The organism is Paenibacillus sp. FSL R10-2734 (assembly GCF_037963865.1).
GTDB lineage: Bacteria > Bacillota > Bacilli > Paenibacillales > Paenibacillaceae > Paenibacillus_AQ.
On record NZ_CP150170.1, the window covers coordinates 261818 to 280113 of the forward strand.

Genomic DNA, 18296 nt, shown 5'->3' on the forward strand with positions numbered 1-18296 from the left:
ACACTCATTTCAATGCCAAGTAATCCTCCTCAAACAGAAGTGATATAATGAAAGTCAAATAACGACCATTTTTCTTACGGGAGACCAATTGTATGCAACCAACCTATACTATGGATGATACGCAGTGGAGTAAGCTCATCCAGAATGTCGCCTATTATTTCGATGACCTTACCCTCAAACGAGGGTTCCAATATTATAAGCAAAGCCGTATTCGTTCGTTCTCCATGACGGAGCCATCTAAGATAAATGCCCTTGTTGAAGGTAGAGAGGATTACCGTGTTTCCATTGATCTGGATAGCTTCACTCGCTGTCATTGTAACTGCCCTGTTTCAGGTCATTGCAAGCATATGGCAGCCGTGCTACTAAGTTATGCTGAACAACAGAATCGCTCTGTACAAGTGCTAGCTAACGCCAAGGCCGCATCTTTTCTCCCAAAAATATCAAGCACAAGCACTTCCTCTGCCGGAGCAAATGGAAAGTACCAGCAGCAGCTTAAAGAGCATGCCGGCCGGATCGCTGATGGAGGAATCACGGAGTGGCGCGAGTATTTTGCATTCTGCATCACGCCTTTAGCGCATACCACCCGGAATCCTGAATATGTAGATCGAGCCTTATCTTCCATTACAAAATTTAAGCCGAAGTTATCACCGGAAATGGACAAGCTATTCACCCTGCATGCCCATCTTTTCCTTCTAGAAAAGCTGGCTAAGCCTTCCGCCAATCTACCCGGTCAGGTCGCTTTTACCTCATCACTCGGCTATTACACGCAAGTAGCGGTCTCAGAGCTACAGGAAGCAATTACTCGTCTGTTAAAAAGCACACTCCCGCTATCTCCCGAGCAAGAGAAAGAGCAAGACTTGTGGTCGCATGTCATCGAGACCCTCTCCTATTTGCGGCGCGAGATGTTGACGGAGTCGCGTGATCGCTTGCGGGATCAGCCGTCTTTTTCACTGTGCTATGACCTGCTGTGGAGAAACTGGATTTATCCGAATACAGGTGGGACTAAGCTTTACCTGGATGAAATCAAACAGCTTCAGCAGGCAGAAAGTGAATTAGGCGCTTCCCTGTCACGACATGCGTGGCTGTTAGCCCAGAGCCGCATGTATTTTTATCTGAAGGATGACCAAAAGGCTTGGGAATTACTGAATAAGGCCGCCGAGCGCCCGGGTCTCCATCCCGATGAGCTTATGAGCTTCACTTCCCCGCTTCTGGATGCAGGTGAATGGTCACGCTTGGTGGGTTGGCTTGTTCAGATCGGTCCACTGCTGAGCAGCAGACTCTATAATCTGAATAGCTATTCGACCAGCTGGGAAGAAGCCGTTCGTCACCTTCCTGAAGCGGAGCCGCAGATGTGGAATACGCTAGCCACTATGTTACCTATCTCTGGTGAAGTATACGAAGAGAAGCTAATTGCCTATGAGAAATGGCAGACATGGATGGATTATCAGCTGTCCATCGGGAAACAGCCTTCCGAATTTCGTGTTGCAGACCTCCAGCCTATGGAGAAAAATGCACCCGAAGTTCTGCTGCCCTTCTACCATCAGGCCGCCGAAAGATTTGTGCTGGATAAGAATAGACACAGCTACAAGGCGGCTGTGAAACTTTTGAAGCGATTATCCAAGCTGTATAAAAAAATGAAACAAGAAGAACGGTGGGAAGAGTTCCTCGATGCCTTCACCACTAGGCACAGCAGGCTCCGCGCGCTGCAAGAGGAGCTTCGGAAAGGAAAGCTAATACCATGAATATGCATTTGCGTACGATGACCATCCGGCTTACTTTAAGCCAGTATGGCGACGCTTTATTATATGGAATGAACGAAAGGGAAGATCTCGTGCCCGGTCTGCAGCTTAAGCAGCGGCTATTCGCCTGGCATGAGGCGTCTTTTTATGGTACGGAATTAACCGTTCAACCAGCTGGCAAAGGTGTTGAGCTAGTAATTCTTCCTGCTGAGCAGGTGATTCCCTTCTTTGCAGAGCAGAAGCTTCTAGTGCATATCCAATGGATCTGGGAGGGCGATGCGGCTCATCTGACTGAGCTGGCGCCACTTTTGGCTGTATGTCTGGAGAACAAACAGTATATACCCGATCTATCTGTTTACCGTGCCGGGAGACTGCAATGGAGTTGGGACGAGGAAGCTCTAGCGCAGGTGGCAGTGGAGTATGACACTGCGAAGGGGGCCCTTGAGGCGCTAAATGGCGGGAGCGAATTTAGCGTCGGCTTACGCGCGGCGTTCTCCGCCGCCGTATCGCAGAGGTATTACAGCACGGAGGCCGAGGCAGGCGACCTCCGGAGCGAATTTCCGCTTCTATTCGATAGAAGCGGGGCCCTTGCAGCGGGCATGGATACCGCTGCATGGCTTATCGCCATTGGCTGGAAGGCGGATACCGCGCCTTTCCGGCCAGCACTTCAGCTGCTGGAACCGGAAGGGGATGAATCCCCTTGGCGGCTGCAGCTGATCCTTCAGGACAAGCGCGATGAATCCGCGCTTGTTCCCATCAGGCTCGCCGATGACGGCGAGCCGCACGGCTTGTGGCCGACAGCATGGTCGGCCCACGTGCACGAGCGAGCCGCCGGATGGCTGGAGCGCCTCCGCGGCAGTCTGCCGCCCGAGCGGTTCGCGGCGGGCGGCGACGTGCTGGCCGAACCGCTCAGCGATGCCATCGCTTGGCGGTTCTTGACGGCCGAGAGCCAGCGGCTGCTCGAAGCAGGCTGGCAAGTGCTGCTGCCGGCGTGGTGGGAAGCCGCCAGCCGGAAAAAGCCGCGCCTCCGCGCCAAGATCAGCTCCGGCGAAAACCAACGCGGCGGCGAGTCGCTCTTCGGTCTCGATTCGATCATCGATTTCGATTGGCGAATCTCCATCGGCGACGCTGATCTCACCGAAGCTGAATTTGCCGAGTTGGTCGCAAGAGGAGAACGGCTCGTCCGCTTCAAGGGCAAGTGGGTCTCGCTCGATCCCACGCTGCTGGCGCAAATTCAAAGAGCCATGGCCGGAATGGACAAATCGCAAGGCTTGTCCTTCCAAGACGTGCTTCAGCTTCATTTGCTAGGATCCGGGGAGGAAGCAGGCGCTGAAGCTGCGGAAGAGCAGCTTCAAGAGGATGCGGCCCGCCTACGTCTAGAGGTAGAGCTAAACGAGCATTTGATCAGCCTCATCGGTCAGCTCGGGCAGCGCTCGCAATGGCCAAAGCCTGCGGTGCCCGCAGGACTCAAGGCAGAGCTGCGCACCTATCAGCATGAAGGATATGCTTGGCTGACTTTCCTGCGTCAATTCGGTTTAGGTGCTTGTCTAGCCGATGATATGGGACTAGGTAAAACCGTCCAACTCATCGCATATTTACTTCACATCAAAGAGAATACAGATGCTAGCTCATCCCGTCGGCAGACCGACCCACCGGGTTGGCCTGCTCTGATCATCTGCCCTACCTCCGTGCTGGGCAACTGGCAGAAGGAATTGCAGCGCTTCGCGCCTTCTTTAAACGTTATGCTTCACTACGGAAGTCGCCGTCTGGACGCAGGATTCTTTTATGGCGCAGCTTCGCAAGCGGATGTGGTACTCACCTCTTATGCAACTGCGGCGCTTGATCAGGAACTACTGAAGGAGTTCACTTGGGCGGCGATTTGCCTCGATGAAGCTCAAAATATCAAAAACGCTCAAACGAAGCAATCTGCAGCTGTGCGCAGCTTCCCAGCTTTGCACCGAATTGCGCTAACAGGAACACCTATTGAGAACAGATTATCCGAGCTGTGGTCCATTTATGATTTTATAACCCCAGGTTATCTGGGCAGCGCCAAATCCTTTAACGACCGATTCAGCAATGCCATTGAGAAGGAACGTGACGAGAAACGTACAGCGGACCTACAGAATCTGGTAAAGCCGTTCATGCTGCGCCGTAAGAAAAAGGATCCTAACATCCAGCTCGATTTGCCCGATAAAAATGAGATGAAAACCTATGTTCATCTTACAGCTGAGCAAGCTGCGCTCTATGATCAGACCGTAAACGGACTGTTGGAACGCATGCAAAAGCTGGAAGGCATTGAGCGCAAGGGGGCCATTCTTGGTGCTTTGACCGGACTTAAGCAGCTATGTGATCATCCGATGCTTGTGACCAAGGAAGCCCTCCCTGAAACAGATTCAGACAACAAACTGGATACCAATCTACTCATTAACCGTTCTTCCAAACTCGAAAGATTGCTGGATATGGTTAAGGAGCTGCGTGAGGAGGATGAGCGCTGTCTCATCTTCACTCAATATGTAGGTATGGGAAAAATGCTTCAGGCTGTTCTACAGCAGGAGCTCGGAGAGCCTGTCCTTTATTTGAACGGAAGCACCTCCAAACAGGCGCGCGACCGAATGATTGAGCGATTTCAGACGCCCGCACCTTCTGCGGACGAAGGGCCCAAACTTCCAGACACACCACCGTCTGATCAGCCGAATGTATTCATCCTTTCACTCAAAGCTGGGGGTGTCGGTTTGAACTTAACCGCAGCCAACCACGTATTCCACTTTGATCGCTGGTGGAATCCAGCCGTTGAGAATCAGGCGACTGACCGTGCTTACCGCATGGGCCAGACACGTGATGTACAGGTGCATAAATTCATCGCCCTCGGGACGCTCGAAGAAAAGATTGATGAGATGCTGGAGAGTAAGCAGCAGCTAAGCGACAATGTCATCTCCAGCTCCGAAGGCTGGATTACCGAGCTCTCTACTGAGGCACTGAAAGACCTGTTTACATTGCGACGAGGCTTAACAGACTAATCCTACCGCTTGCAGGTATTACATGATGGCGCTTGATAGTGTAGCGAAAGCATTGGTTTCATCCAGTAAAAAAGCAGAAACTCTTTATAGCGGAGTTTCTGCTTTTTTGATATTACTGAAAGGTGGCTTAACGAACATCGGTAATATCCGCGTAAGGCCATTCGCTTCCGACCAGGAACGCCAACCAGAATACGCTGAACGCATATACGGTGAAGAGGACGTCGCGGTACGTAAAGCCGAAAACATAATAATAAGTTCTCTTGGCCTCCCCGGCAAACCGCTTCGCTTCCATAGCCACCGCTATTCTATGGGCGCGTCGTATGCTTTGGGCAAGCAAAGGGATCGCGTAGCGGTGCAACAGCTGGTAGAAGTTAAATATCTTCCCTCGTTTGCGCATTCCCCTGACTTTCAAAGCGTGGCGCAAGGTCTGGAATTCTTCTACGAGAATAGGCACCAGCCGCATCGCGGCCAAGAAGCTGTAAGCATACTTAGCCGGTAATCTCCCCTGCTGCATTAAGGAGTAGAAGAGGTTGACCGGCCTCGTCGTCAGACCAAACAGAAGCCCAACCGCCGCCATGCTCAGCGCCCTGAACCCTAAGTGCAGCCCTCTGTAGAAGCTTTCTTCCGTAATGATCACCAATCCCCATCGGACCCACTCCGTCTCTCCCTTGCCGAAGAACATCATCCCCGTAGACGTGGACATGAACATCAGCAAGAAAGGGGAGGCGTATAGCAGCAATCTGCGCAATGGGTGCCCGGACCATGGAAGCAGCAGCAACGAGCCGATGGCTACGTTTACCATGACGTTAAAATCGTGGATGAGAATAATCGCCGCGAACCAGAGAGAGAAAAGGACGATCTTAAGCGTAGGATTGACGTGGTGTAGCCAGGTTTCCCGGTGGGGAAAGGTCAATTGCATCGGTAAGTCTCCCGTCTTCGATTCGCCATGACGCTGTGCAGAAATTCTCTACGATCCGCGCATCATGCGTGACCATAATAATCGAGGCACCCGCCGAAAGCAGCCGCTCCAACTTCTCGAGCAAAGAGAACGTATTCCGGGCGTCCAACCCAAAGGTCGGCTCGTCTAGCAGCAATATGCGTTGCCCCCTCACGATCGCCGTCGCGACGCTTAATCGTCTCTTCTGCCCCATCGACAGCTGATACGGATGCCGCGAGGCAACGTCCTCTAAATAAAGTTCTTCCATTAGTTTATCCGCCTTCGCGCGCCGAATCTCGCAATTAACGCCATCCAGCAACAGCGAATACTCGATCTCTTCCCGTACCGAATGCGTAACGAATTGAAACTCGGGGTTTTGAAAAACGAACGCGATATGCTCGACCGCTTGTGCAACATGCTTCGCTTCCCGGCCCTCTATCTTGCATATCCCTTCCGTCTTGATCAGTCGCATGATCGAGAGCAGCAAAGAGCTCTTGCCCGCTCCGTTATGGCCGATGACACCGATCCATTGACCAGGCGCGACGATTGCCTTCCCGACTTCAATTACCGCCCCGTTCCCTCGTTTGCCGCGAAACCCATCCATTTCCAGATAGACAGCTTCCCGATCGTTTGCGTTTGAATAACGAGCAATGCAGTCCAACCTCCGAGATTTATTTTCGAGATAGTCCTCCCAGACGCCGGGATACCAAATTCCGTATTCTTGTAGCTCTCTCCTCTTAGCTGAAAAGATTTCCGTCGGTGATCCGTCGGCGATAACTACTCCTTCCCGGGATAACACAACGATTCGATCGAAAAAGTCGATCACGCCTTCGATCTTATGCTCAATGACGATCAAAGTTATGCCTTCGGATAGGTTTCTGATCGTAGACCATATTAGCTCCGTACCTTCGCTATCCAGCAGCGCCGTCGGTTCGTCCAGGAAAATCACTTCCGGTTCCATAGCCAGAACGGATGCTATGGCTAACCGCTGTTTCATCCCTTGGGATAACGATTGGATTGCGATATGGATATCAAGACGATCCAAGCCGACTTGAGCGAGATAAAGACGGATCAGACCCTCCATCTCTTCGCGAGGAACGCGCATGTTCTCGAGAACGAAGGCCATCTCCTCGTCCACATATGGCATACAGAACTGCGTATCCGGATCTTGGAATACGTATCCCCATCGCTCGGGAACAAGCGTCTCTTCGGCGATCATCGGAACTTCGACCGAACCAGGAATCAAACCGCTCAACACCTGCAGCAGCGTCGATTTCCCACATCCGCTCGGGCCGAGCAGCAGCGTTTTCTCCCCCTGGCGGAAAGAAAGAGAAAGTCCCTCGAACAACAAGGCGTCCTCGCCGGCAAACTTAAGCTTTAAGTTCTTAACTCCCGCAGCTATAGGGACTCCACACTCCGTCATAGCCGTGTCAATGCGTCGTAGTCCGCCTTGGACGCCGGCCTCAACACTTTGGTTACGCCCGTGAGCTCAAGTGCTTTGGAAAGTCCGAAGGCGAAGATACCGGCGATGAGGATACTTCCGAGTCCCCTTAATCCGATCAGCAGTGTATAGTTCCAAGCAGACAACGACTCAATGTAACCGTAGCCGAAATCCAACACCAACGAACCAGCCGCCGCTCCGAGAGCGGCCAGCGACGTGACCCAGACGTTCGCGTTGCGGTAGAGGAAAATGGCGAATATGAGCTCCGCGCCCAACCCCTGCAACGCACCGTAATACAAGGTCGAAAGCCCCCATTCGCTGCCCAATAGCGCGCTAACGGAAGCCGCCGCAATCTCGGCCAGAAGCGCCACTCCCGGCTTGCGGATGACGAGAAACGCGAACGTCCCGGCAAGGAACCACATACCGTATATCATTTGCTCCGCATGGGTACCCAGCGGTTTGACCACGTCGTACATTGGTCCCCAGATTTTGTAGATGATGCCGAATACAACCGCGATCACGATGGTTACCAGAATATCAGTCAGCTTCAATCCCCGTGACCCCGTCCCTTTGTCTTGCCGTCCTTGTCTTTGTCCTCTCTTAGCTTGTTCCATGCTTCAGCAACTTCCCTTCCATGTTCTTGGATTCGTCGCTCGCATGATGTGAGTAATTTAAAAAAGCCTACCCTAAAAGGGTAGGCTAGCGCATGGCACCGATAAAAAAAGGATGCTCGACAATAACGTCTCTACGCTGGCATTACCCAGATCAGATCGACGGTCAGCGGCATAAGGCCGCTATCTCAGCCTGACTTCATCAAGCACCCGTTTATTGCGATTCAACTTCTTATAATTTATATTATAAGTAAACTTTTGGCAATATTATTTTCTCTAGCACGCTCACCATTGCTCGGACATTTTAAAGGTGACTGCGAGATCATCATCACCCGAGAGAGAGCTAACCACCAGAGTAATCGGCTCATCCTGAAGCTCATAAGAGAGTCGCTCGTTAAGTAAATTCACTGCCAAATTCGCATACGCACCAGAGATCCCTGATCCTGTACCTTGCATAATCACCTTTCCACCCGTGACCGTAGTGCAGGTGTAATTCACCAGCAGCGACGTGTCCGTGACGGGAATATCCGTTGTTGGCGTAGGATAATTTTCGAATGCCCCATCAAGTGTCCCCCCTGCGACGACCATATAACGCACAGGTCTTTTGGATAGAATATCTAAGGCTGCCGGTCTAATCTCAGCTGCAAGACCTTGTGGAATAGTAAATCCAGGACTCCTCATAAAACTGATCGCTGCGTAGTCAACCAATGTAACTGACACATTATCACGTATTTCCGAGGTAATCCGGCTCACTTGAAATGCTTCAAGATCAATGGTTGTCCAGACCCCTTCTACATCAACAAGAAAAACCTGAATCTTCAATTGCTCCTGCGAATATACAAAATTAAATTGGAATAATTCCTCTACAATGGTGTAGGTCTTGCTTAACGTCTCCTGATATTGCAGTTCAAACAATTCCTCAATAAAAACTGTCTGCGGACTAGCGCTATTGGATAAACCCGTTAAATAGCAAACTGCGTCAGCCGATCCATTGTTCACAGCTTTAATCACAACTTGATCGATTGGCCGAGTACCGTCGACAGGTAAATTAATGATGGTGTTTGTAGAGAGGACAGGCAATGTCTTCACACCTCCTATTAATATCAAATTATATATGTATGATATGCGATCATTTTTTAGAATTCTTGGATTAAAAATAGAGAAGTGTTACACAGCGTATAAACACAAATTTGCCACCAAATAAAGGATGTGGTAAACTCGATTTAACTTTTTATGAACGGAGGGTTACGTGTGATAGACTTTATCCGAGTTAGAACTTTGCGCGGCTAATTGAATAGCGCTAAAGCTCTGCCCATGTGCAGAGGACTCAGGATTGGTCTACCCATTTAACTCCATAGAAGCCAATAAACCAACTGCTACTCGTAAGGGATTAAGTAATCGCTCCCCTACGCCCAAGCCGTTGTTTAATTCGATATATCTATGGAAGACCCTAATGTCGTAACGGAGATTCTCCTTACACATTTGTTCTGACGTCCTCTAACGAACCGTAAGCACAGGCAGATGACCTGTGTTTTTTTGCGTTTACTATTTACTATTGGAGGATGAATAAATATATGGAACAACTACGAGAAAGAGCAATTATTGTCGGTGTCCAGCTTCAAAACGAAACGAACTTCGACTATTCGATGGAAGAACTCAGCAATCTGGCAGCTGCCTGTGACCTAGAGGTTGTAGGAGAACTTAGTCAAAAGGCCAGCAGGATTAACCCTTCCCACTATATCGGCACAGGTAAAATCCAAGAATTATCGGCGCTTTTAGAAGCGCATGATGCACCTATTGTTATTTTTAACGATGAGCTGTCCCCTTCACAGATTCGTAATTTGGAGTCTTCTCTTGACCGTCAGGTCATTGATCGGACGATTCTGATTCTGAATATTTTCGCAGAAAGAGCGAAGACCAAAGAAGCACAGCTGCAAGTGGAAGTAGCCAGACTGCAATATATGCTGCCCCGATTGACAGGTCTTCGAGAATCACTCGGCAGACAAGGCGGCGGTGCTGGACTCAAGAACAGAGGCGCTGGTGAAACCAAGCTGGAGCTGGATCGCAGAAGAATTGAAGAGCGGATTACAGCGCTGCAGGTTGAGCTTCAACAGCAAGTGGCCAGACGCCAAATTCAGCGGAAGCAGCGGCATAAGAATGAGGTTCCGGTCGTCTGTCTCGTCGGCTACACAAATACCGGCAAGTCCAGCTTAATGAATGTGATGGTAGAGACGTATCATCCCGGCTCTAATAAACAAGTATTCGCCAAGGATATGTTATTCGCGACGCTGGAGACGTCCGTTCGGAGCATTGAGCTACATGATCACAAAACCTTTTTATTAACGGATACCGTCGGATTCGTCAGCCAGCTTCCCCATCATCTGGTCAAAGCATTCCGCTCCACACTTGAAGAGGTGACCGAAGCTGACTTATTGATTCACGTAGTCGACATTGCTGATTCGCAGCATCAGCAGCATATGGCCGTTACCAATGAGACTTTAAAAGCTCTCGGCGCGGACCAAATCCCAACGATCTATGCCTATAACAAGGCTGACCTAACCGACTTGCCTTACCCTCATGTTGAGGGTGACAGTGTCTATCTCTCCGCCAAACAAAACAGCGGGATGGTTGAGCTTACGGAGCTGATCCGCAGTCATGTGTTTACAGACTATATTCAGTGTGAAATTCTGATTCCATTCGATCGCGGCAATGTGGTCTCTTATTTCAACGAGCACGCTCATGTCCAATCGACTAGCTATGAAGAAACAGGAACACGGCTGGAACTAGAATGTAGAAAATCTGATTTCGAGAAATTCCGCAACGATTTTATAGAGCTTTAGGTAATAGAACACAGCAAATCCCGGGCCTTATCGAAGGTCCGGGATTTTTTTGCAGGAAAATTGTTCTTCATGGCACTCTCTTAGCTTCTAGATCTTATAAATGTAGCTTCTAACCCCTATTCTTGAAAATACAGTGGATTGGGAGCCCCTATTTTCAGCCATGGGTAAGACAGAATCTGTAGATAATCTCTGTAAATAATCGAAGTCAGGATGTATTGATTCATTCGTAAGAAAAGCGGAGATATTACTTCCAGGTACTCTTTCCTGGTTCAGAGAGTCTATGATGATCTCTCCCGTAGTAATCCCTATGCCATGGCCATAGAACAGATCCTGCTCGATCTTAACAGCATTCTCACCCTGCCATTCTGGCTTGTTAGGCGCATGATCTGGATTCCTGAAATATACAATATCTCCACGCAGCATTTGATCTTTATTATAGTTCGTAATTAAGCGTAGACTCTTGTCGTAGTTCCAGTCCCATAAGAACAAATCCTGAAAATACCTATTAAAGGCTTCTTCACCTATAGCTTCAATGGTCGCCCTATACAAAACAATGACCATGGCTGTCGCGCATTCGAAGGCATATAAATGTCCATTCCGAAAAATGTCTTTAATCCCCACCGAAGGCTCAACGCCAGCGTTCAGCTGAAGTCCTCCAATATCTGTACGCGTCCAAAACTGTGGATTACCACGTGACTCATCAAATGTTGCAAAATCCGCTCCACTGTTATTTAAACCTTCGGCCGATTCCACGATGCTTTCTCTCATTTTCCGTTCAAAGTCAAGGGCATCGGGTGAACGAACTTCCTTCACCATGCTTAGTCCCTCCAATGTTATAGGTTCTAAATATAGGTTATTGTACGTGTTCGCTACCCTGTTGGTGCCTAATTCATATCATTCCCGGGACTCAACAAACCACTGATTAAGCTGCCTTGCCTCTTCCGTCAAAATATCCAAATATATAGAAGTGCGGTATGCCGTATCCTTTAAGCTTTTGCCCGTAATCTCTGCTATTCGATTTAATCTATACAGCAATGTATTAGTATGAATATGTAAAAAAGCGGCGGATTCCTTCAAGTTTCCACTGAGCGATAAATAAACGGCAATTGTTTTTAAAAAATCACTTTTATGCTCGCGATCATGCTCTTTAAGCGGATTCAGCAAGGGACTTTTACGGGTTCGACTGCGCTTCTGCTCCATAATAGCCGGAATATACGCCCAAAATCCGATATCCTCATACAACAGTAATTCCCGCCCATGAAAAGGTAACAGCTTCTTGATCTCCAGAATGGACCCCGCTTCCCAGTACGCAATAGCCGCCGACATATATTCGGTGTAATCTAGGCTACAGCCTGCAGCCAGCATACAGCTCTCACTCTTACGCATATCCTCGATAATTTTGTGCATGAACGAAGACAGACCACCCGTCCCTTCCATGCGAAAGCTGAATGAAAACAATATAATCAACCGATTGTGCTCTGCAGTCAGGAACAATAATTGCAGCCCCGGATAGGAGGCCATCGTTTGCCGAAATCGAAGTACGAAATGATCATTGATAACCTTGTCGCTCTCAAACACGCTAATATAATATTTTTCCGGCAAAAGAATCGACCAAACTTCCGCATCCTGCTTGATATTCGCTTCATTGTCATAGTGGGAGGTAAGCAGCTTCCAGAAAAAATCCTCCTGCGTTTTCTCCTGCTTCGTCTTCCAACCCCGCTGTTTCAATATATAGCGCCCAACGATAGCCGCCGCTTTCTCAACAATATTCTCTGCGTGTCCTTCAACTAAATTCCCAGCATCCACTACCCATATATAACCGAGAATTTCTTTCTGATGTTTGATGCAAATGGCTAGACGAGGTCCAAGCCCTACTTCCATGACCGCAGGAATCCGAATCGGACGTGTAGCGTTCTCCAGCTGCTGCATAATCCCCTTCTTACGCAAACCGATAATGACGGCGTTTGGTACGCGCTTTCCGATAATCGTTGAAATTCTCGCAGAATCACTCTCAAATTGATGGGAGCTGTATCCGATCACATGGTGATTGCTGTCCTCAATCGTAACTTGAGACTGAAGAGATTCACTAATCGCATCCGCCAACGATTCCATACTATCGAAGAAACGATCAAATAATGGATCCTTATCCGTCACTAGCCCCACCCCCACCTGAAAAATAGCCGAATCTTATACTCTAGAGTGATTTTATTATAGTATGCGCACTCCCAGCTGACTACAAGATAATGGGGGTGGCGCGGGTTACTTTGGTTTCGGAGTTACGTGGGCGGCGGGGGCGGGTTACGTTGGTTTCTGCGTTGCATGGGGCGGAGTTACGGGTTACTTTAGCTTCGGAGTTACGTGGGCGGCGGCGCGGGTTACTTTGGTTTCGGAGTTACGTGGGACGGGGGACGGGGGACTTTGGTTTCAGAGTTACGTGGGCGGGGCGCGGGGTACTTTGGTTACGGAGTTACGTGGGCGGGGGGCGCAGGGTACTTTGGTTTCGGGGTTGCATGGGGCGGGGCGCGGGTTACTTTGGTTTCGGGGTTACGTGGGCGGCGGGGCGCGGGGTACTTTGGTTTCGGGGTTACGTGGGCGGCGGGGGGCGGGGTACTTTGGTTTCGGGGTTACGTGGGCGGCGGGGGGCGGGTTACTTTGGTTTCGGCGTTGCATGGGGCGGAGTTACGGGTTACTTTGGTTTCGGAGTTACGTGGGGCGGGGCGCGGGTTACTTTGGTTTCATAGTTACGTGGGCGGGGGCGCGGGTTACGGGGTTACTGTGCAACATAACCGCTATTCGAGCGAACTCCTTTATAGTTTTCAGGGAATTTCTCCCTATAATTCATCCCATTTGGGCATATTCGGGCATATTCTTCGAATTTTTAGGGAGGAATTCCCTGCTATGAACGAATTAGTCAATACCCCTGTTTTCCCCTTTAAACCAAAGGGTTTTCAATTCCTTGGGCACAGAGACAAAATGCGAGTCGTCGGCTGGCAATCTGCTATCCGTGGGTTGGTTACCACATATTATGCCTACGTCGAAGGAGCTTCCGCAAACTAATTTCGCACGTCAGATCTGGGATCCTGTGCATAGGGAATTCACGGATTCTCCTCGTACCTTTCTCTTTGTCTCCATGCCCCAAGAATTCAAATCTTTTGGGTATACTTTTTGTGTTTTTTTCATTTCACCTACGCCATTTTCCGTTCTGCATCTACCGCTATTGACCAGATGAATCCAACTAACTCACGACCTACCGCAGCCATAGTTAAATTTCGGTGTTTCCCACGTCTGACTAACTTTAAATACTTGCTGTGTAACCGTTCTTGGGCTTTCCACGACGTTTCATGGACATGAGCACTCTGACCCTCTAAGCGCACTGCTAAATCTCCTTTAACTGCAGGACGGTGACGGTAACTCCATGCGGACTCCACCAGTGCACGTCGCACACCGGAATTTCCGGTTTTTGTAAGACTTCCTCTTTTGGTACTTGCTCCCGATGAATACTCCCGTGGCACTAGTCCCAGGTAACTCATGAGCTGAGCCGGTGAACGAAAACGCTCGAAATTTCCAATCTCGACAACTAAAGTCATAGCCGTCAGCAGGGCAATTCCCCGCAGACCTTGCAACGCTTGAATGACAGGTGCGTATGGACAGATCTGTGCTTCTTCTCGCATTGCGGCTTCAAGTCGCTTGATTCGCTCCTCCACTTCCCGGAGCTGTTGCAGGGATTCCGCGAAAACTTTTTCTTGAGCTACATTATTAAACTTCAACATAGACAGCCATTCCCGGTACCTTTTGGTCCAACGTTTTTTCATGCCTTCTGGCTTGTGAATTTGGTGACGCAACAGAAAATGAATGAGCCGTTGCCGAACCCGATGTAAGTCCTGCCTAGCATCTTCTCGTGCACGAATGAGATCTCTTAAGGCTTCGAGTTCAGGAGTCGGCACATGGATCGCAGTCAATTCTCCTGCGCGGTGCAGTTGAGCCAGTTTTTCAGCATCCCGTCGATCGGTTTTTATAGCATCGCCGGGACGCTGTGGCATACGCGAAGGTGCGATTACCACGCAGGAAATCCCCATTTTCGTCAGCCAGCGATATAAGTCGTACCCCGTAGGCCCGGCTTCATAGCAGACCTCCAGTGTAATCCCTGTACCTTTGATTTTCCGAATCATTCGAGCCACAGCATCTGGGGTATGAGATATGGCTCCATAATATCGTGCGGGTTCTCGACCCTCATCTGCAATCGCCACCGCAATTTTTTCTTTTGATACATCCAAACCTACGTATTTTATGGTATTCTTCATATTAACAGCTCCTTTCGCATGTAGCTCTGAAATGGTTGTCCTTCAACTTCCATTTTAACCTACGGTGTGCGAACAGGGGCTGCCTTTCGTTCATCATAACTATAATCAACATGTATAAGCTATTTTTGCGCAATTATAGGGAGGAATTCCCTAATAATCATCTCCGACAAACCTCTCACCGCCGCAAAACCAAAAACTAACTAAATCAAGCTGTAACTAGCCAAATCAGGCTGCACATAGTTGAAACAAGCTAGTTTTTATCGAATTCTAATCAACTTCAGCGTAGTCTATCCACCTTTAACAAAGCGCTATTAACATCTATCGTATCTAGCCACACTACTACGCAATCCAGTTGCTTTTAACACCCACCAACAAACTTCCACCGTACCTAGCCACACTACTACGCAATCCAGTTACTTTTAACATCCACCAACAAACTTCCACCGTATCTAGCCACACCACTACGCAACTTAGCTACTTTTAACACCCACCAACAAACTTCCACCGTACTTAACCACACCACCATACGATCCAGTTACTTAACCCCCCACCAGCATACATCCACCCGATCTAACCAACTTCTCTACTCAGAGAAACCAACTTTGGGATAGGACTAGCAGACTTGTACCGGATCTCCCACATCGAAACGGAAGCCAGCCAGAAATATCCCCTCCCAGAAACGCCAAACAGCAAACTCCCCGAAGAGAATTTGCTGCTTGGCTCATTCCAATGTGGAACACATCTATTTAGCTCAACGTGAACGTCTGCTCCATGGCTTGTTCTACCGTAAAATGTTGCTCACCAAGTGCTTCAGCCACCGCTTGGCAGGTGATTTTGCCATTAGCTACATTCACACCGCTTTTTAGCCCGGCATTATCCTGAATCGCCTTGATCACGCCTTTATTCGCAATTTGCAGGGCATATGGAACGGTGACATTAGTTAAAGCGATCGTCGAAGTTTTAGCGACAGCGCCCGGCATATTAGCTACTGAATAATGCAGTACGCCATGCTTGATAAATACAGGATTATCATGTGTTGTCACTCTGTCGATCGTCTCTACGATACCACCTTGGTCAATCGCCACATCGACAATCACCGATCCCGGCTTCATGGTCTTGACCATTTCTTCCGTAACCAGCTTCGGTGCTTTCGCACCCGGAATCAGCACCGCACCTACCAACAGATCTGCCTCAGCTACCACTTTGGCAATATTGTATGGATTAGAGATCAGCGTATTGATCTGTGTCCCAAATATGTCATCTAATTGACGTAATCTTTCTGCACTGAGGTCAACAATCGTAACATCTGCGCCCAAGCCAATGGCCATTTTTGCTGCATTGGTACCTACTACTCCACCGCCGATAATGCTAACTTTACCACGGCTAACTCCGGGAACACCGGAGAGAAGAATCCCTTGTCCGCCATAGTTCTTTTGCAAAAACTGAGCGCCCAGCTGAACGGACATCCGGCCTGCTACTTCACTCATCGGTGTTAATAACGGCAAGGTACGTTCATGAACAACCGTCTCATATCCGATGGCAAAGACACCATCGTCTTTAAGTGCAGCGGCCAGAGAAGGTTCAGGCGCAAGATGCAAATACGTGAACAAGATAAGGCCTGGACGGAAATAGGGGTACTCGCTTTCCAGCGGTTCTTTTACTTTCATCACCATTTCGGCAGAGTTCCAGACTGCGGCCGCATCCTGAATCAGCTCTGCTCCGGCAGAAGCATACTCTTCATTCGGAAATCCACTTCCTACACCAGCCCCGGATTCTACCAGCACTTGATGTCCTTCCTTAATAAGACTAACTACACCCGCAGGTGTTATGGCTACACGATTCTCATTATTTTTAATTTCTTTAGGCACGCCGATAATCATCATTCATCTCTCCCGTCTAGTGTAGATCCCTTATGTAAAGAATGATAACATACGTTTAGTATTCCCATTTTGGTAAAAAATTAAAATATTATCTATCATCATTGTGTTTTTACACAAAGGATTCGCCTTAAACAGCCTAGTAACTTCTGATTCATTTGGACCCAACACAACCCTATTTATTATCTCATAAAAAAAGACACTGCTTAAAGTGTCTTTTTGACGATTTTGTATGAAATTAAAGCACTACTGCCATAACTTAATGTCATATTAAGTGACGCGTTTTACTTTGACAGCAACAACATCACCGTTTCTAAGATTACATTTACCCCTTTTTCACAATCTTCATAGGAGGTAAGCTCCTCTTCACAATGACTTTTGCCCTTCACACTAGGTACAAACACCATCGCGGATGGCAGAAAGCTGGCCACAAACTGAGCATCATGCCCTGCGCCACTTGCGATCGTCCGATTTGAATAACCCAAGGCTTGTGTCGCTTGCTCCACTAAATCACATACACCCCGGTCAAACCATACAGTCTCTCTGCCCCAAAGCTTAGTCTTACTTACTTCGCAGTCCAGCATCCTCTCCGGCAAAGCATGGATAATGGCTTCCACCTCACGGACAATCTCCATATCTTTATGTCTAGCCTCAATCGTGAAGATCACTTTATTAGGAATGACGGTATGAACATTAGGAAGCACGTTCATTCTGCCCATGGTATACACCAGCTCGGAGTCTAGCGCACTCAGCTTACCTCGCAGCTCCGTGATCAGATCCGTGGCAGCAAACAAAGCATCTTTGCGCATCGCCATAGGCGTAGTGCCCGCATGATCGGATTCCCCAGTCACCTCAATCTCGTAACAGGCCATGCCAACCACACAGTCCACCAGACCAATCGACAGCTTCTCTTGTTCCAGCACAGGACCTTGCTCGATATGAAGCTCCAAATAAGCAGTAGCTTCAGTAATACGATTGCTCACTTCTCCTTTATACCCACTCTTCTCTAGCGCTTCGCCAAAGGTGATGCCGTCCGGATCTTTTTTATTCAGCATTTCTACCTTATCGAACTTTCCGGACAGCACACCAGAGGCCATCATCGAAGGCTCGAAGCGAGCCCCTTCTTCATTCGTGAAATTCATAATGGTCACCGGAAGCTTCGGCTTAATCCCATGATCTACAAGTGTACGAACCACCTCTAGTCCAGCGATCACGCCTAATACACCGTCGAATCTTCCGCCTTTTTTCACAGTATCCATATGTGAACCAATCACAATAGGAGGCCCAGACTCTACACCCGCAAGCGTGGCGTACATCGTACCCATATCGTCCACCTTCACAGACATACCGAGCTCTTCACAGCAGGCACGAAAATAATCCCGAACCTTAACATCCTCTTCCGTCAGCGATAACCGGGTCACACCATTCTTATCTGTACGCCCATAATCCGCAAATGCCTCAATCGTATTCTTCAATCTCTCACCATTCACGAATATTTGTTGCAGCTGCATCGTAGGTCCCTCCGCTTCGAGC

At 48.9% G+C, this 18296-nt stretch carries 13 protein-coding genes and 1 riboswitch; of the genes, 4 read left to right on the plus strand and 9 right to left on the minus strand.

Going from position 1 to position 18296, the window contains the following annotated elements; all coding sequences use genetic code 11:
* Positions 1-92 precede the first annotated feature (92 nt).
* Positions 93-1742: an SWIM zinc finger family protein gene (locus NSS67_RS01245; protein WP_339317977.1), complete on the plus strand. Its 1650-nt coding sequence runs from the start codon at positions 93-95 to the stop codon at positions 1740-1742.
* Entirely contained in the window at positions 1739-4756 is a 3018-nt protein-coding gene (locus tag NSS67_RS01250) for a DEAD/DEAH box helicase (protein WP_339317978.1), read from the plus strand. Before NSS67_RS01245 ends, NSS67_RS01250 begins: the two co-directional genes overlap by 4 nt.
* A 127-nt stretch (positions 4757-4883) precedes the next feature.
* On the opposite strand, the gene NSS67_RS01255 is transcribed toward NSS67_RS01250, so the two are convergent.
* The 4 genes from NSS67_RS01255 to NSS67_RS01270 form a co-directional block, all read right to left on the minus strand.
* Complete coding sequence (locus tag NSS67_RS01255; protein ID WP_339317979.1) at positions 4884-5675, minus strand: energy-coupling factor transporter transmembrane component T; 792 nt, start codon at positions 5673-5675, stop codon at positions 4884-4886.
* A complete protein-coding gene (locus NSS67_RS01260) occupies positions 5617-7116 on the minus strand; it encodes an ATP-binding cassette domain-containing protein (protein WP_339317980.1) in 1500 nt (499 codons plus the stop codon). The genes NSS67_RS01255 and NSS67_RS01260 overlap by 59 nt, the downstream gene beginning before the upstream one ends.
* The gene (locus NSS67_RS01265; protein ID WP_339317981.1) at positions 7113-7748 is read right to left on the minus strand and encodes an ECF transporter S component; all 636 of its coding nucleotides are present in this window, start codon (positions 7746-7748) and stop codon (positions 7113-7115) included. The genes NSS67_RS01260 and NSS67_RS01265 overlap by 4 nt, the downstream gene beginning before the upstream one ends.
* A gap of 109 nt (positions 7749-7857) precedes the next feature.
* Positions 7858-7969: riboswitch (TPP riboswitch) on the minus strand.
* Between the two features lie 61 nt (positions 7970-8030).
* A complete protein-coding gene (locus NSS67_RS01270; protein WP_339317982.1) occupies positions 8031-8834 on the minus strand; it encodes a hypothetical protein in 804 nt (267 codons plus the stop codon).
* 485 nt (positions 8835-9319) lie between these two features.
* Here NSS67_RS01270 and hflX point away from each other — a divergent pair, with 485 nt between their 5' ends.
* Positions 9320-10585, plus strand: coding sequence for a GTPase HflX (gene hflX / locus NSS67_RS01275; RefSeq protein WP_339317983.1), 1266 nt, complete (start codon positions 9320-9322; stop codon positions 10583-10585).
* Positions 10586-10672: 87 nt separating this feature from the next.
* Here the strand turns inward: hflX and NSS67_RS01280 are convergent, their stop codons facing one another.
* The gene (locus tag NSS67_RS01280) at positions 10673-11401 is read right to left on the minus strand and encodes a protein-glutamine gamma-glutamyltransferase (protein ID WP_339317984.1); all 729 of its coding nucleotides are present in this window, start codon (positions 11399-11401) and stop codon (positions 10673-10675) included.
* Positions 11402-11479: 78 nt separating this feature from the next.
* Positions 11480-12739: a helix-turn-helix domain-containing protein gene (locus tag NSS67_RS01285; RefSeq protein ID WP_339317985.1), complete on the minus strand. Its 1260-nt coding sequence runs from the start codon at positions 12737-12739 to the stop codon at positions 11480-11482.
* A gap of 110 nt (positions 12740-12849) precedes the next feature.
* On the opposite strand from NSS67_RS01285, the gene NSS67_RS01290 reads away from it, so the two are divergent.
* On the plus strand, positions 12850-13326 hold the full coding sequence (locus tag NSS67_RS01290) for a hypothetical protein (protein WP_339317986.1): 477 nt from the start codon (positions 12850-12852) through the stop codon (positions 13324-13326).
* Between the two features lie 444 nt (positions 13327-13770).
* Here NSS67_RS01290 and NSS67_RS01295 read toward each other — a convergent pair whose 3' ends face one another.
* From NSS67_RS01295 to NSS67_RS01305, 3 genes are all read right to left on the minus strand, one after another.
* Entirely contained in the window at positions 13771-14886 is a 1116-nt protein-coding gene (locus tag NSS67_RS01295) for an IS110 family transposase (RefSeq protein ID WP_339315492.1), read from the minus strand.
* A gap of 746 nt (positions 14887-15632) precedes the next feature.
* Positions 15633-16766 carry an alanine dehydrogenase gene (gene ald, locus NSS67_RS01300; RefSeq protein ID WP_339320467.1) on the minus strand — a complete coding sequence of 378 codons (1134 nt, stop codon included), beginning with the start codon at positions 16764-16766 and terminating at the stop codon, positions 15633-15635.
* 281 nt (positions 16767-17047) lie between these two features.
* Positions 17048-18274: a Zn-dependent hydrolase gene (locus NSS67_RS01305; protein ID WP_339317987.1), complete on the minus strand. Its 1227-nt coding sequence runs from the start codon at positions 18272-18274 to the stop codon at positions 17048-17050.
* Between the last annotated feature and the right edge of the window lie 22 nt (positions 18275-18296).